This window comes from Kribbella antibiotica (genome assembly GCF_004349055.1).
Classification (GTDB): domain Bacteria; phylum Actinomycetota; class Actinomycetes; order Propionibacteriales; family Kribbellaceae; genus Kribbella; species Kribbella antibiotica.
Map to the genome: position 1 here is coordinate 1 of NZ_SMKX01000186.1, position 15,969 is coordinate 15,969.

At 66.8% G+C, this 15,969-nt stretch carries 13 protein-coding genes; 4 read left to right on the forward strand and 9 right to left on the reverse strand.

Translation table 11 applies throughout. The features are described 5' to 3' along the window. Positions 1-73: 73 nt before the first annotated feature. Positions 74-865: a DMT family transporter gene (locus tag E1263_RS37465; protein WP_132176319.1), complete on the reverse strand. Its 792-nt coding sequence runs from the start codon at positions 863-865 to the stop codon at positions 74-76. A 39-nt stretch (positions 866-904) separates the two neighbouring features. Continuing rightward, positions 905-3,211 carry a protein translocase subunit SecD gene (secD, locus tag E1263_RS37470; protein ID WP_132176321.1) on the reverse strand — a complete coding sequence of 769 codons (2,307 nt, stop codon included), beginning with the start codon at positions 3,209-3,211 and terminating at the stop codon, positions 905-907. A gap of 332 nt (positions 3,212-3,543) precedes the next feature. Here secD and E1263_RS37475 point away from each other — a divergent pair, with 332 nt between their 5' ends. Beyond that, entirely contained in the window at positions 3,544-4,716 is a 1,173-nt protein-coding gene (locus E1263_RS37475) for a S8 family peptidase (RefSeq protein WP_132176323.1), read from the forward strand. Between the two features lie 27 nt (positions 4,717-4,743). Here E1263_RS37475 and E1263_RS37480 read toward each other — a convergent pair whose 3' ends face one another. Together E1263_RS37480 and macS are read right to left on the reverse strand one after the other, a co-directional pair. Beyond that, positions 4,744-5,379 (reverse strand): response regulator, encoded by a 636-nt coding sequence (locus E1263_RS37480; protein WP_132176325.1) that lies wholly within the window; start codon positions 5,377-5,379, stop codon positions 4,744-4,746. After that, positions 5,376-6,497, reverse strand: coding sequence for a MacS family sensor histidine kinase (macS, locus tag E1263_RS37485; RefSeq protein ID WP_132176327.1), 1,122 nt, complete (start codon positions 6,495-6,497; stop codon positions 5,376-5,378). Before macS ends, E1263_RS37480 begins: the two co-directional genes overlap by 4 nt. Before the next feature lie 207 nt (positions 6,498-6,704). Between macS and E1263_RS37490 the strand changes: the two genes are divergently transcribed. Beyond that, the gene (locus tag E1263_RS37490; protein ID WP_132176329.1) at positions 6,705-9,074 is read left to right on the forward strand and encodes an immune inhibitor A domain-containing protein; all 2,370 of its coding nucleotides are present in this window, start codon (positions 6,705-6,707) and stop codon (positions 9,072-9,074) included. Positions 9,075-9,146: 72 nt separating this feature from the next. On the opposite strand, the gene E1263_RS37495 is transcribed toward E1263_RS37490, so the two are convergent. The 4 genes from E1263_RS37495 to E1263_RS37510 are packed head-to-tail and all read right to left on the reverse strand — an operon-like array spanning position 9,147 to position 11,720. Beyond that, the gene (locus E1263_RS37495) at positions 9,147-9,566 is read right to left on the reverse strand and encodes an arsenate reductase ArsC (protein ID WP_132176331.1); all 420 of its coding nucleotides are present in this window, start codon (positions 9,564-9,566) and stop codon (positions 9,147-9,149) included. A gap of 11 nt (positions 9,567-9,577) precedes the next feature. Next, positions 9,578-10,657 (reverse strand): ACR3 family arsenite efflux transporter, encoded by a 1,080-nt coding sequence (gene arsB, locus E1263_RS37500; RefSeq protein WP_132176333.1) that lies wholly within the window; start codon positions 10,655-10,657, stop codon positions 9,578-9,580. After that, complete coding sequence (locus tag E1263_RS37505; protein WP_132176335.1) at positions 10,654-11,304, reverse strand: arsenate reductase/protein-tyrosine-phosphatase family protein; 651 nt, start codon at positions 11,302-11,304, stop codon at positions 10,654-10,656. The genes arsB and E1263_RS37505 overlap by 4 nt, the downstream gene beginning before the upstream one ends. Before the next feature lie 50 nt (positions 11,305-11,354). Then, positions 11,355-11,720, reverse strand: a complete 366-nt coding sequence (locus E1263_RS37510; RefSeq protein WP_132176337.1) for an ArsR/SmtB family transcription factor — start codon at positions 11,718-11,720, stop codon at positions 11,355-11,357. Positions 11,721-11,809: 89 nt separating this feature from the next. On the opposite strand from E1263_RS37510, the gene E1263_RS37515 reads away from it, so the two are divergent. After that, a complete protein-coding gene (locus tag E1263_RS37515; RefSeq protein ID WP_238161912.1) occupies positions 11,810-13,225 on the forward strand; it encodes an FAD-dependent oxidoreductase in 1,416 nt (471 codons plus the stop codon). Beyond that, positions 13,225-14,466: an MFS transporter gene (locus E1263_RS37520; RefSeq protein WP_132176339.1), complete on the forward strand. Its 1,242-nt coding sequence runs from the start codon at positions 13,225-13,227 to the stop codon at positions 14,464-14,466. Before E1263_RS37515 ends, E1263_RS37520 begins: the two co-directional genes overlap by 1 nt. Positions 14,467-14,579: 113 nt before the next feature. Here the strand turns inward: E1263_RS37520 and E1263_RS37525 are convergent, their stop codons facing one another. After that, positions 14,580-15,335, reverse strand: a complete 756-nt coding sequence (locus E1263_RS37525; protein ID WP_132176341.1) for a class I SAM-dependent methyltransferase — start codon at positions 15,333-15,335, stop codon at positions 14,580-14,582. Between the last annotated feature and the right edge of the window lie 634 nt (positions 15,336-15,969).

Here is a 15,969-nt window from a genome sequence, read left to right on the forward strand (position 1 = left end):
GGGTGGTGTGGGGTGCGATGAGGGCATGCCGGGTGGCGGGGTTGCTGGTGGCCGCGTGCAGGAGGACTGGTCTTTAAGTGCTGACCAGTACGACGCCTGCGACGACTGCGGTGAGGCCGGCCAGGCGGGTTCGGGTGACTCGTTCGTGGAGGATGGCGAAGCCGAGCAGGGCACCGATGACGACGTTGAGGGTGCGGCCTACTGCCACGGTGGTGACGGAGGCGTAAGACAGGGCTAGCAGGACCAGCCCGTAGCTGGCCGGGGTGAGGATGGCTATCGGGAGCGCTCGGCGCCACTCCCCCAGCACCGCGCGACGACCGCGGACCAGGACCGACAGAACGACGGCTTGGGCGACGTTGCCGACGGCAAGGTAGGTGAACAGGTCGGCGTGCAGTGTGCCGATCGCGTAGGCATCCCACAACGTGTACGCCGCTGTGCAAGCGGCGACGAGGAGTCCGAGCGGAATGCCTCGGGCCAGCGGCTGATCGCGATGCAGGCGGTCCATCAACAGAACGCCGCCGAGCACCAGCAGGGCTCCGACAGAGGTCTGCCAGGTGAAGACGCCCGCGGCGAGAGTGATCAGGACCGGCGCGGTACCGCGGCTGACCGGATAGACGGTGGCGAAGTCAGCGGCGGCGTACGCCTTCTGCAGAGTGACGGCGTACAAGGTGTGCAGTGCCATGCTGACGAGCGCCGGCCCCCAAGCCACGGACGAGGAACGCAGAAGCAGAACAACGGACAGCGGGAGGGTGATGAGACCGCAGAGCCAGATGAAGGCGGGGCCTTTGGAGCCGACGGACTTCATCAGCAGATTCCACGTGGCATGGCAGCACGCGGAGGCGGTCAGCAACGCCAGGGCGATCATGTAGACAGTGTCTACATGATCGCCGTAGGCACTGTCTACTTAGACGACGGCTCCGCGGTCCGGCGCGGTGTCGTGATCGACCTGCTTGCGCTTCGGGCGCGGCGGCGGGGCCGGGTAGCGACGCTCGAGCTCGAGGAGCAGTGGCGCGGCGGTCAGGTTGGACGAGTAGGTACCGACCAGGATTCCGAGCAGCAGCGCCAGTGAGAAGTCACCCAGCGAGTCGCCGCCGAGCACCAGCAACGCCGACAGGATGAACAGCGTCGAGATTCCCGTGTTGACCGTTCGCGGCAGGACGTTGACGATCGCGGTGTCGATCACCGGCCCGAGATTCTCGGTGGAGCGGGCATTGCGGGTCTCGCGGATCCGGTCGAAGACGACGACCGAGTCGTTCACCGTGTAGCCGATGATGGTCAGGATCGCGGCCAGGAAGATGCCGTCGACCGGCTTGCCGGTCCACGCGAAGACACCGACCACGACCGCGACGTTCTGGACCAGGGCGAGCACAGCACCCGCACCGAAGGTCCAGCGGAACCGCGCCGCCAGGTACGCCAGCTGGGCGAGCAAGGCGATGCCGAGCGCGATCAGACCCTTGTTGCGCAGCTCTTCACCGAGCGACGGACCAATTGCCTCGTTGCGCACCAGCTCGGCCGTCCCACCACCGATGCGCGAGATGGATTCGCGAACCTTCTCCGCCTCGTCGTCCGAGATCGTCCCGGTCCGGATGGTGACGTTGTCGTTGTCCGTCGCCTGCACGATGGCCGTCGGATACCCCGCGTCGGCCACGGCGGCGCGCGCCTGGTCCGGCGAGATCGGCTGCGCGGTGCTGACCTCGAGCAGCCGGCCACCGGTGAACTCGATCCCGAGATTCAGACCCCGTACGACGACGCCTGCAACACCGAGCGCGATGACAACCACGCTGATCGTCAGCCAGCGCCGACTGTGATTCATGAGCGCCGGGCGCCGCGTCTCGAGCCAGACTCGCACTCGCCCATGTCCGTCGATCCCGCTCAGACCCGGGCGCTTCAGGACGAACTTGCGCGAGACGAAGAACTCGGCCAGCACTCGCGTGACCACGAGCGCGGACAGCAGCGAAGCCAGCACACCAATGCTCAGCGTGACACCGAATCCGCGCACCGGCCCGGCCGCCAGGAAGAACAGCAGACCGGCCGCGAGCAGGGTGGTGATGTTGGAGTCCGCGATCGCGGACAACGCGTTCTGGAACCCGCTGCGTAGCGATCGGCGCAGACCATCGGTCCGGCCGGCTATGTGATCTTCTCGGGCTCGCTCGAAGACCAGGACATTCGCATCGACCGCCATCCCGATCGCCAGCACGAAGCCGGCCAGACCGGGCAGCGTCAACGTCGCGCCGAGCACGGTCAGAGCGGCGTACGACATCCCGGCGTACCCGATGAGGCCGAGGACGGCCATCAACCCGACCAGCCGGTAGACGAAGATGATGAAGATCGCGGTCAGGCCGAGGCCGATGATCGCGGCTTCAGCGCTGGCCTGGATGGCGTCCTTGCCCAGCGACGGTCCGACCGAACGCTGGTCGATGATCTCGACCGGGACCGGCAGCGAGCCGCCCTCGATCAGGGCAGCCAGGTCCTTGGCTTCCTTCTCGGTGAAGGTGCCGCTGATCGTGCTGGTGCCACCGCCGATGCCGACCTTGCAGAGCTGACTGCCGCCGTTCGGGTCGACCTGCGGGGCGGTGATCACCTCGTTGTCGAGGACGATCGCGACCTGCCGCTTGGGCGTGCCCACCGGCTCACAGGCGGCCTTGCCGGTGACGTTGGCCCAGATCTTGCCGCCGTCACCCTGGAACTTCATCTGGACGAACCAGCCCTGGCCCGGCTGCTGCGGGTCGATCATCCCGTCGGCACCGCTGACGAGCTCACCGGTCATCACCGGCTTGGAGAGCTGCAGGACGCCGCCACCACCGGATTCGTTGGGCAGCCACACATCGCCCTTGGCCGGTTTGGCCGGCTTCTCGGCGGCCGCGTTCAGCACCTCGTGGAAGGTCAGCTGGGCGGTCTTGCCGACCACCTTCGCGGCTTCGCGCGGGTCCTGGACGCCGGGCAGCTCGACGATGATCCGGTTCTCACCCTGGCGGGTCACGTTCGGCTCGGCGACACCGAGGGCGTCGACGCGGCGGTGCAGCACCTGGGTCACCTTGTCGGTGATCTCGCTGTTGACCTTCACCCCCGGCGCGTCCTTCGCCTCGAGCACGATCTGCGTGCCACCGCGCAGATCGAGGCCGAGCTCGGGCTTCGCCGTCAGGACGACGAAGGTCGACAGTGCCAGGACGACGAGCGCCAGCAGGGCACGGACGAGGGACGACCGGTTCACTACAGCCTCCGGGGATGGGCACCCGCAGTACGGGTGTCGTGACGCACAGCAGTCACGGCAAGCGTGGAACGCACAGTGTACGGACACGTTTCAAGGGATGTCCGAACAATCTCACAAGCGACCGGGTCGCGACTAGGAACGGCTCGGGGGTGAACAAGCGGACACCTCACGGCAGCGCTGTGCCATGACATCAGCACACCGCAGAACTGATTGACGCGTCAGGTGAGCGCCGCCTAACTTCTCCCTCACCCCCGGATCCGTAGCCGCCTGCGGACCGAGGGTGATCACCCCTCCGCCCCGGTGGGTGATCTGAGTTCCCTGAGGAGGAACCCGTGCGTCGTACCGTCTCCTTGCTTCTCGCCGTGGGCCTGGCCCCCGCGCTCGCCCTCGCCACTGCCACCGCCGCCGGCGCGGCCGACCCGTCCCCGGACCGGATCATCGTCCAGCTCGCCAAGGCCGAGCCCGGCGTCTCGGCCATCAAGGACACCTACATCGTCGAGCTGAAGAAGGGCTTGAAGCTGAAGAGCAGCCTCGGCATCACGCCGCAGCGCCAATTCAGCACCGCAGTCAACGGTTTCAGCGCCAAGCTCACCCCCGCCCAGCTCAGCACGCTCCAGAAGAGCCCTGAGGTGGTGGCGATCTCGCAGGACGTGCGGATCGAGAACGCTGTCGACACCACCCAGCCCAACCCGACCTGGGGCCTGGACCGGATCGACCAGCGCAACCTGCCGCTGTCGGCGTCCTACACCTACACGCGCACCGGCACCGGTGTGCACGCCTACATCATCGACACCGGCATCACCCCGTCGCACGCGAACTTCGGCGGCCGCGCCACGTTCGACTTCAACGGCATCGACGCCAACAACACCGACTGCATGGGCCACGGCACCCATGTCGCCGGCACGATCGGATCCACGACGTACGGCGTGGCCAAGAACGTCCGGCTGCACGGTGTGAAGTGGCTGGACTGCAACGGCAGCGGTACGGCGTCCTCCGCGATCGCGGCCGTGGACTGGGTGACGCGGAACGCGGTCAAGCCCGCCGTGGCCAACGCCTCGTGGAACTTCAGCGCGAACACCACGCTGGAGAACTCGCTGCGCGCCATGATCAACTCCGGTGTCTTCCTGGCCGCGTCGGCGGGTAACACCGGCGCCAACTCCTGTGACCGGCTGCCGCGCAAGATCGAGACCGCGCTGGTAGTCGCAGCGTCGGAGCGGAACGACGCACGAGCGTCGTACTCGAGCACTGGCGCTTGTGTTGATGTCTACGCCCCCGGCACGGACATCATCTCCACGCTGCGCACCGGCGGCACCGGTCCGATGAGCGGCACCTCGATGGCGACGCCGCACGTCGCTGGTGTCGCTGCTCTCTACCTGCAGACGAACACCACGGCCAGCCCGGCCACGGTGAAGTCGTACATCGAGTCCGCCGCGACGCCGAACATCGTCAGCGGTGGCGCCACCGGCGGTACGGTCAACCGCCTGCTCTTCACGAACGGCCTGTAAAACAACAGCGATTGGCGCCCCCGAGGACTACTCGGGGGCGTCGATCCCGTTCTCGATCGCATAGCGGACCAGCTCGGCGCGGTTGTGCAGTTGCAGCTTGCGCAGCGTGTTCTGCACGTGGTTCTCCACAGTCCGGTGCGACAGCACTAGCCGGGTCGCGATCTGGCGGGCCGTCAGCCCGCGTGCGACCAGCCGGAGCACATCAGTCTCCCGCTCGGTCAGATGCGGTACCTCCGGACCAGCCCCGAGTCGCCGGTACTCCCCCAACAGCAGTCCGGCCAGCCCGGCGCTGAAAACCGCGTCCCCCTCAGCAGTACGTCGTACAGCGTCGTCGAACTCCTCCAGGGATGCCGACTTCACCAGATAGCCCGACGCACCGTTCTTCACCGCAGCCAGTACGTCGTTCTGTTCCGCACTGGCCGACAGGACGAGCACACGGGTATCGGGGAGTGCCGCGGTGATCTCCCGCGTCGCATCGACCCCGGAACCGTCACCCAACTGCAGGTCCATGACCACGACATCTGGTCGAGTGGCCAGCGCGATCTTCACCGCACTGGCGACATCCTGCGCTGTCGCACAGACGTCGTACCCGCGACTGCCGAGGTCCCGGGCCACGCCCTCACGCCACATCGGGTGGTCGTCGACGATCATCACTCTGGTCATCGGTTTACCTTCAGCTCCCACTCGGTTCCTTCGCCTGGCGCAGTGCGGACGGTGGCGGTGCCACCCAGGTCGGTGATGCGGCCGCGGATCGACTGGCTCACGCCGAGACGTCCGTCGACTCGGGCCTGCTCCAGCTCGGCAGGCGTCGTACCGGCGCCATCGTCGCGGATCGACACCAGCACGTGGTCGTCAAGGTCCTCGACCACCACCCATGTGCGGGCCTCGCCGCCGGCGTGCTTGCGCACGTTGCTGAGCGCCTCCTTGACCGCAGCGACCAGCTCGTCGGCTGTGGTGGACGGGAGCAGGACTGGCACGGCGGGGACGACCACATCGACCTTGGTGGTTGCCAGTGGCAACAACTGGCTGCACAGGTCGGTCAGACCGCCCGCAGCGGCAACGGGGCGTGCGGACATCAACGAGCGCAAAGCGACCTCTTGCTCAGCGGCCAGCTGGGCCAGCTCCACTGCCTCACCGCCGATCGAGTGGCCGCGGCGCTGCACCTGCGCGAGCACTTGGAGCACTCCGTCGTGGATCGACCGACTGAGCCGCAGGCGCTCGGCCGTGGCGCTCTCTGCCGCGATTGCTGCACGCAGTCGGACACCGGCTCGCCTCAGCGTAGAGGCGGCGTACCCGACGACCAGTCCGGAGATGAGCAGGAGCTGCACGTTACTGAGGGCCTTGGCCGCGTTGTCGACGCCACGCAGCGACAGCAACACCAGGCTGATGGTCACTGCGCCCAGGAGCCCACCATCGCGACCACGTGAGATTGCCAGCGCCAGAACCGGGCCGGCTGCCCAGACCGAGGTCAGCACGGACGCACCGCCGCGGATGTCGATCAGGGGCTGCGCGAGCAGCGTGGCGTACATGCAGCCGGCCGTGATGATCAGGTCGACGAAACCGACACGGGTGTTGCGGCGGCCCCAGCGCTGGCTGTAGCCGATCGAGGAGAGCACCGTCCAGACGCCCATGATCGCCAACTGCAGGATGGCGCCGGACGGGCGCGCGATTCCTTCCCAGCGGGTCCAGACGCCGAAGCAGGCGAACCCGAAGGTGATCACCCGGAAGACGACCAACGCTCGCCACAACGGCTGCAACAGGTCGTCCGGATCGCGTTCCACCGGCACAGTCTGTCAACAACCGGCCCGGTCGCGGATGAGTAAGACCACTCAGAGCGCAGGTTTCCCCGTGGGTTTCCCGGTTTTTTCCGCCATCCGCTTCCGAAGCCCGCGGATTTCGCCGTACTCTCGCGCAAAACACGCTCGGGGGAGCTCTGAACACGCCGCGTCACCACACGCGGCCGCGTCGAGGAAGCATGGAGGGGAATCGTGCGCAAGCTACCCGCTGGGCTGTTCAGCCTGGCTTTGGCGGCCACCGCCGGGATCGGATGGGCGCAGGCAGGTAATGCCGTGTCGCCGTCCACACAGAGTTCGGGACCGGTTGCCAGTGAAGTGGCACCCGGACCGGACGAGCTGCCCAACTCGCTCGAGGACAAGCGCCGCGACTTGCGCCAGGAGGCACTCACCAAGGTGCTGAACGGCTCGGCCAAGCCGGAGGTCCGCAACGGCAGCCAGGTCGTGAAGCTCGGCACCAAGGCCGCAGGCGCCAAGGGGGTCAAGAACAAGTCCGGCAAGGTCGACCAGTACGTCGAGCTGAGCCGCGAGAAGAGCGACAAGATCTTCGTCGTACTGGCCGAGTTCGGCAACGAGCGGCACCCGAACTTCCCCGACAAGGACACCAGCCCGAACTTCCCGGGCCCGGCAACCTGGGACGGACCGCTGCACAACGCGATCCCGGAGCCCGACCGCGCGGTCGACAACAGCACCGTCTGGCAGGCCGACTACAGCCAGAAGTACTTCCAGAACCTGTACTTCGGCAAGGGCAACTCGGTCAAGAAGTACTACGAGAAGCAGTCGTCCGGCCGGTACACCGTCGACGGCACCGTCACCGATTGGGTGAAGGTCAAGTACAACGAGGCCCGCTACGGCCGCTCCAACGGCGACCCGTGTGGAGGCAACAACTGCAACAACGTCTGGGCGCTGGTCACGGACTCGGTCAACCAGTGGGTTGCCGACCAGAAGGCCAAGGGCCGCACCACCGCGCAGATCAAGGCCGACCTGAAGTCGTTCGACGTCTGGGACCGCTACGACTTCGACGGTGACGGCAACTTCAACGAGCCCGACGGCTACATCGACCACTTCCAGATCGTGCACGCCGGTGGCGACCAGGCCGACGGTGACCCGTGGCAGGGTGAGGACGCCGTCTGGTCGCACCGCTGGTCGGTGCAGTACCCGGGTGGTCCGGCCACGAACCCCAACGGTGGTTCGCAGATCGGTGACACCGGTCTGTGGGTCTCGGACTACACGATCCAGCCGGAGAACGGCGGGATCAGCGTCTTCGCGCACGAGTTCGGCCACGACCTCGGCCTGCCGGACCACTACGACACCTCCGGCCCGGCGATCGAGAACAGCGTCAACTGGTGGACGATCATGGCGCAGAGCCGGGTCTCCAAGGCCACCGACGGCGGTATCGGCGAGCAGGCGGCCGACATGGGCGCCTGGGACAAGATGCAGCTGGGCTGGCTGGACTACGAGATCGTGGCCGCCGGTCAGAACCGCACGCTGGAGCTCGGACCGCACGAGTACAACTCCAAGAAGGCCCAGGGCCTGGTCGTGACGCTGCCGAAGAAGTCGGTCACGCACGAGCTGGTCGCACCGGCCGCCGGGGCGAAGTCCTGGTGGAGTGGTCAGGGCAACCAGTTCACGCACACGATGAACCGTCAGGTCGCCGTACCGGCCGGTGCGGCAGCAAGCCTCACCTTCCAGGCCAACTGGTCGATCGAGGACTGTGGCAACGTCGCCTGTGACTACGCCTACGTCGAGGTGAACGACGGCACCGGCTACAAGCCGATCGCCGGCAGCATCACCAACGCCGCCGAAGGCAACGGCATCGACGGCAAGAGCAACGGCTGGGTCCCGGCAACCTTCGACCTGTCGGCGTACGCCGGCAAGACGATCGGCCTGCAGTTCCGCTACACCACCGACCCGGCTGCCGCCGAACTGGGCTTCTTCGCCGACGAGATCAAGGTGACCTCGGGCGCCACGACGGTGCTCAACTCGGGTGGCGAGACCACACCGGACGGCTGGACGCTCAACGGCTTCAGCACGGTCGGAGCGTCGTACACGAGCCAGCACGACAACTACTACCTCGCGTCGCACATCAACTACGTCGACTACGACGCGAACCTGAAGACCGGCCCGTACAACTTCGGCTTCGCCAACACGGCGCCGGACAAGGTCGAGCACTTCCCCTACCAGGACGGCCTGCTGGTCTGGTACTGGGACACCTCGCAGGAGGACAACAACACCAACGAGCACCCCGGTGAGGGTCTGGTGCTGCCGGTCGACAGCCACCCGGTCCCGATCAACCGCCTCGACGGCCAGCTCTGGCGGCCGCGGGTCGGCGGGTACGACGCTCCGTTCGGCACCGAGAAGGCCGACAACGTCACCCTGCACATCAACGGCAACCCGAACTACATCCGCGGCCAGAACGGAGTCGCGACGTTCAACGACTCCAAGCCGTTCTGGTTCGCCGAGCAGCCGATGGCCGGTGTGAAGGTGCCGAACAACGGCGTCAACATCAAGGTCGTCTCGCGTACCGGGACCTCCATCAAGGTCCAGGTCTCCAAGCGCAAGTAGTCGCCTGACCTGAAGAACAGCACGTGGTCGTCGCCACACCTCGATCGGAGGAGTTGCGGCGACCACGTCGTTTTAGGCAGTTGGTTGAGCGGGGGCGAGGAGTTCGGCGAGGAGCGCTTGGACTCGGGTGTCGATCTCGTCGCGGATGGGGCGTACGGCGTCGATGCCTTGCCCGGCGGGGTCTTCGAGTTTCCAGTCGAGGTAGCGCTTGCCGGGGAAGTAGGGGCATTCGTCGCCGCAGCCCATGGTGATGACGACGTCGGAGGCTTTGACGGCGTCCTCGGTCAGTGGCTTGGGGAATTCCTTGGAGATGTCGAGGCCGAGCTCTGCCATCGCTTCGACGACTGCTGGGTTGAGCTGGTCGGCGGGCTGGGAACCGGCTGACCGTACGACGACGCGACCGGCACCGTGGTGGTCGAGGAGTGCTGCGGCCATCTGTGAGCGGCCGGCATTGTGGACGCAGACGAACAAGACCTCAGGGGTTTCGGACACGACAGGGACTCCTAGCTGGTGGTTGCTGGGTAGAAGCGGCGCTTGGCCCACAGGGACACGTAGACCAGCCCGACGAGGACAGGTACTTCAATGAGGGGGCCAACGACTCCGGCGAGGGCTTGGCCGGAGGTGACTCCGAAGGTGCCGATGGCAACAGCAATCGCGAGTTCGAAGTTGTTGCCGGCCGCGGTGAAGGCAAGGGTGGCGGTCTTCTCGTAACCGAGTCCGAGGCGATGGCCGAGCAGAAACGATCCACCGAACATCAGGATGAAGTAGGCCAGCAGTGGCAGAGCGATGCGTACGACGTCGAGTGGCTGGCTGGTGATCGCGTCGCCTTGGAGCGCGAAGAGCATGACGATCGTGAACAGCAAACCGTAGAGCGCGACGGGCCCGATCTTGGGCAGGAACGCGTTCTCGTACCAGTCCCGGCCCTTGGTCTTCTCGCCGATCGTGCGGGTGAGGTAGCCGGCCAGTAGTGGGATGCCGAGGAAGACCAGCACACTGATGGCGATGGCGCCGATGGAGAACTCGGCGCTGGTGGTCGCCAGGCCGAGCCAGCCCGGCAGGGTCTGCAGATAGAACCAGCCGAGGGCTGCGAAAGCGACGATCTGGAAGACGGAGTTGATCGCAACCAGTACGGCGGCCGCTTCGCGGTCTCCGCAGGACAGGTCGTTCCAGATCAGCACCATCGCGATACACCTGGCCAGCCCGACGATGATCAGCCCGGTGCGGTACTCCGGCAGGTCCGGAAGCAGCAGCCAGGCCAGGGCGAACATCAGCGCCGGACCGATGATCCAGTTCAGCACCAGCGACGAGATGAGTAGTTTGCGGTCGCCGGTGACGCGGGCGGTCTCGGTGTAGCGGACTTTGGCGAGCACCGGGTACATCATCAGCAAGAGGCCGATGGCGATCGGCAGGCTGACCGACCCGACCTTGACCGCGTCGAGTGCATCGTCGAGACCAGGGATGATCCGGCCGAGCAGCAGGCCGATGCCCATGGCAACGATGATCCAGACCGCGAGGTAGCGATCGAGGAACGAGAGTTGCTTGGTGACCGGCAAAGCCGTACTGCGGTCAACGGTGTCGGTCATGCAGTGTCTCCGGTCAGTTCGTTGAGCAGGGCCAGGACGCGGGAGTCGATGTCGTCGCGGATCCCGCGCACGACGTCGAGTGGCTGGTGGGCAGGATCGGCGATAGGCCAGTCGTAGTAGCGCTTGCCTGGCAGTACCGGGCACGCGTCGCCGCAACCCATGGTCACCACAACATCGGCAGCGCGAACGACGTCGTCTGTCAACGGCTTGGGGTAAGCCTCGGTGAGGTCCAGCCCGAGTTCGGCCAGCACCTGTGCAGCCGGGTCCTCGATACCGCCGGCGGGGTGGGAACCGGCCGAGCGGACGGTCACGCGGCCTGCGGCATGGTGTTGCAGCAAGGCCGCCGCCATCTGGGATCGGCCCGCGTTGGCCACACACAGGAACAGCACCTGCGGTGTCGGGCTGACGATCGCACCCTTGGCGTGGGCCAAGGCCGCGAGCCGGTCGGAGGCAAAGTGCTCGGCCAGAGCGGGCAGGTGCCGCTGGATTCTCGCGGTGCGGAACAAGGCGACGTACGACTCGTGGACGACGCGGTCGACGGTCTCGGGTCCGAAGACCCCGGCGTACTTGTCGGCCAATCGTTCAGCGGCGCGACCAAGCACCATGTCGGTATCGAGCAGGGCCAGTTCTTCAGCGGATGAAGGCATGACGAAATCTCCCGTCGGGCAGTTCAAGCGGGTTCCGGTGGCGACTGGTGCTAGCTGCTCAGGGATGCTTCCGGGACGGACAGCAGCCGCGAGATCCACTCCAGCCGGGCGGGAATGGGCCAGTAGTAGACCCAAGTACCGCGCCGCTCGCAGTCGACGAGACCGGACTCGCGCAGTACCCGGAGGTGATGGGAGATCGTCGGGCCGGACACGTTGAAGTGTGGCGTGATGTCGCAGACGCAGACTTCCTGACCGGCCGAAGCGATGATCGACATCAGTCGCAGCCGGATCGGATCGGCCAGTGCCTTGAAGGCAGCCGCGCCCTCAGTGGCTGCCGCCTCGTCCAGCGGGGCCACCGAGATCGGGGTGCAGCACCCGCCTCCGCGGTTCGCCGCCTCGTCCCGTTGTTTCGACATGCGTCTATCTTGACTTCTGTCTAAGCAAGATGCAAGGTGGGCATCGCTGATTAGATGAACTTCTACATAGTGGTGTTGGGAGAGCGATCGTGAGTGAGCAGAACGTGACGGCCCCGGAGGGACCGGTTGTGGTGATCGGTGCGGGTCCGGTGGGTCTGGCCGCCGCCGCACATCTGGCCGAGCGTGGAGTCGACTTCCTGGTGCTGGAATCAGGGCCCGGAGTCGCGGCGGCGATCGAGGAATGGCGACACGTGAAGCTATTCAGCCCGTGGCGCTACGACATCGACTCAGCGGCGCGGCGGCTCTTGGAGCAGGCTGGCGGCTGGAGTGAGCCGGACCTTGGCTCGCTGCCCACGGGTGGCGACCTGATCGATTCCTACCTGGAACCCTTGACCAAGACTCCGCAGCTGACCGACCGGATCCGGTACGGCGCCGATGTCGTCGCGATCACTCGGGCCGGATACGACCGTGTCCGCACGGACGGTCGCGAGAAGGTGCCGTTTCTGATCCGTCTCGCCGATGGCAGCGAACTGCTGGCGTCCGCGGTGATCGACGCAGCCGGGACCTGGCGGCGCCCGAACGTGCTCGGCGGCTCCGGTATCCCCGCCCGCGGTGAAGCGGTCGCCGCGGACCACATCGCCCACGCGCTGCCCGACGTACTGGGCCGGGACCGTGAGCGGTTCGCAGGACGCCGTACGGCGGTCCTGGGTGCGGGGCACTCGGCGTCGACGACCTTGCTGGAGCTGGGCGAGCTGGCCGGCGAGGTACCGGGGACGGAGGTGTTGTGGGTCGTGCGTGGCACTGACCAGGCACGCACGTACGGCGGCGGCGAGGCCGACGAACTCCCGGCCCGAGGCGCACTGGGCACGCGACTCAAGAAGCTGGTCCGGTCGGGTCACGTGACGCTAGTGAGCGGTTTCCGGACCGAGGAGCTGGCGCCGACCGCTGACGGCCGGGTGGAGCTTGTCTCCGGTGACCAGCGCATCGTCGTGGACACCGTCGTGAACTCGACGGGCTTCCGCCCCGACCACGACATGGTCGCCGAACTGCGTCTCGACCTTGACTCGATCATGGGTTCGACGCGTGCGCTCGCGCCGCTCATTGACCCGAACCGGCACTCGTGCGGCACCGTGCCGCCGCACGGCGTCGACGAACTCACCCACCCCGAACCGGGCTACTACGCGATCGGCGCGAAGTCCTACGGCCGCGCTCCGACCTTCCTGTTGGCGACCGGCTACGAGCAGGCCCGCTCGATCGTCGCCGCGCTTGCCGGTGACTGGGAGGCAGCCCGCGACGTCCAGCTGGACCTGCCTGAAACCGGCGTGTGCTCCTCGAACCTCGCGTTCCCCGAGGACGAGGCAACCGGCGGCGGCTGCTGCGGCCCAGCGCCCCAGGCCGAAGCGATCACGGCACCGGCCGGTCGAGGGCTCGCTACCGGGATCAGCGGCGGCCTTCTGACTGTGATCGACAGCAGCGCACCCAAGCAGTCGGGCTGCTGCAACTGATGTCCGCCGATGCCTCCACGACCAGACAATCTGTTGCTGGCCGTGGAGGCATTCGCCGTGAGGTCGTCGCGGCCCTCGCGATCACCACGACCATCGGGTACGGCGTTCTGTACTACGCCTTCAGCGCACTGCTCGAACCGATGCGCGCCGAGCTGCACATCTCCACCACCACAGCCACCGGCGCACTCACCACCTCCGCACTCACCGCCGCCGTACTGTCCATCCCTGTCGGTCGCTGGCTCGACCGGTACGGCGGGCACGCTCTAATGACCGCCGGGTCGATCCTCGCCGCAGTCTCCGTGCTGCTCTGGTCGCGGACCGACAGCGCAGCTCAGCTGTACGCCGTCTTCGTCGCGATCGGCCTCGCTTCGGCCATGGTTCTCTACCCGCCAGCCTTCGCAGTGATCGTTGCGACGACGGCGCCCGAGAAGCGAACGACTGCGTTGTTAAGCATCACCTTGGTTGCTGGGTTCGCCAGTTCGATCTTCATCCCCCTGACCGGCCAACTCATCCACGCCTACGGCTGGCGCCACACCCTCGTCATTCTGGCCTGCATCATCGCCGTCGCCACGATCCCGCTACACGCGTTCGCACTCCGGCATACCCGGCCAGCCGCCGCACCATCTGAGACAAGCCGACCCCGTCAGCCAGCTGGCCGCGTCCTCCGCGACCCCGGATTCTGGCTACTCGCAACCGCCTTCGTCCTGCACACCGGCGCCCTGGCCGTCATCGGCGTCCACCTGGTCACCTACCTGACGCGCCTTGGCCACAAGCCGACCGTTGCCGCCACGCTCGCCGGACTGCTCGGCCTGCTCTCGGTCACCGGCCGCATCACCGTCACCATCCTCCGGCGCCGGCTTCCGATGACCGCCATCAGCGCCGTCATCATCACCCTCCAAGGCACCGCCCTCGCGCTACTCCCCGCAGCAGGCCACAGCACTCTCGGAGCCGCCGCCTGCCTGACCGTCTTCGGACTCGGCTTCGGCGTCGCCTCCATCGCCAAACCCGCCATCATCCTGGACCGGTACGGCGACCACGGCTATGCCACCATCGCGGGAATCCTCGGCACACCCACGAGCATTGCCGGGGCAACCGCCCCACTCGCAGCCGCTGCCTTGGCCACCGTCTTCGGCTACACGCCACTCATCCTGACCGCAGCAGGCGGCTGCCTTCTCTCCGGCGCAGCCTTGGTCGTGACGCACCGGCTGCTTCACCCTGCGCCCATGACAATGACTGGGTAACCAACTCCCGGTGCGAAGGGCAGATGAGGTTTGGTGCCCCCGACATGACCAGGGCTGATGTTCTCGACTTCTCATCCGTTGGACGCAGTTGCGAGTCCTGCCTGGCGCGCTTGCTATCGCCTGAGCAGCAGGACGCCCGCGGGAACGGCCGGAACCTCTCGGTCTTGATCTGCGGCGGCGTCCCGCTCAAACTCGGCGAAACCACGGTCCAGCTCTTCGGCGGCGAGGTGCTCGAACGTGGAGAAGGCCCGCAGCTTCAGTCGGTCGTACATCGCCTGCATCGTCTGCACCTCCTGGATGTCGACCCAGCGCGGCTCACCCTCGGCCAGCAGACCGGCTCGGGCAACCAGCGACCGGAGCTCGTCGAGAGACAGGTACATCGCGGCATCGACCCGGCTCGCGTTCGGGAAGTAGCGGTACCAATACAGGTCAGGCATCCGGTCGCCGAACTGGGTGCGGAGGATGACCGTGCCGCCTGGGCGTAGCACTCGCCTGACCTCGCGAAGGCCCTGGAGCGGGTCAGACCAGTGATGGAGAGTAAGGAAGAGCCAAATCAGATCGCAGGACTCGTCAGGCAGCGGGACCGCCGCGGCGGAGCCTTCCCGGTAGCTCACTTCGGGATGGGCCGCGTGCTCGACCGCCTGTTGCAGCATCGCGGTCGACGGCTCAACGCCGTACACAGGACCGCCGAATGTCTCGGCCAGCGCCGGCGTGAAACGACCGATACCGCAACCGAGATCGAGAACCGTCAGTGGGCGGGCGGGAGGCACGAATCCGGCAGCGGTCCGCATCCAGCTGTCGAGGCTGCTCGCGGGGAGCGCGCGTCCTTGGGCATAAACCCGATGCAGCCGACCGTCGTAGTCCACCATCTCCCCGATCCTATCGACCGAAAGACCTGCTGGCGTTCGAGGCGGCCCTAGCCCCGGCCCGACCGCGGATCGCCAGCACTGACCAAGTCGTTCTCCGGACGGTCCGGCACGCTAAGCCGAGCACCGGCCAACTGCCCGGAGCCGGCTTGATCAGTGGCGCAGATCCGGCGTACCGACCAACGGGTAGTGGCCCCCCAGAATTCCGTCACCGAAGGCGTCAGCACGCGGCACGACTCACCATTGGACCAACCACTACCCGTCCGGCGGTACACCACCCGGCGCCACCGGACGCCCACGCCATCACAATCGACCAGCACCCGCGCTCGCAGGTGGGCAACCAGCCGCGAGCGCCAATTGTGAGGGGCCGGCGGACCCCCATCACCGTCCAACTCTGCGGGACTCGCCCGGCTCACGCTCAGCCCGCCGCGCCTAACGGCTCAAAAACGCACTTAGACGGTGGTGCAGGTCCGCCCCAGCCAACCAGAACCCGGCCCCATTAGTGCCTCAGCTCGCCCGCTCGAACAAGCGTCGTCGCAGGTCAGCGCCATGCATGGTCCTGAACGCGGCGAGGATGACCGAAGCCAGGGGTGGCCGGACAGTCGGCCGGCCGATTGGCTGGGGGTAGGGGTGGGGG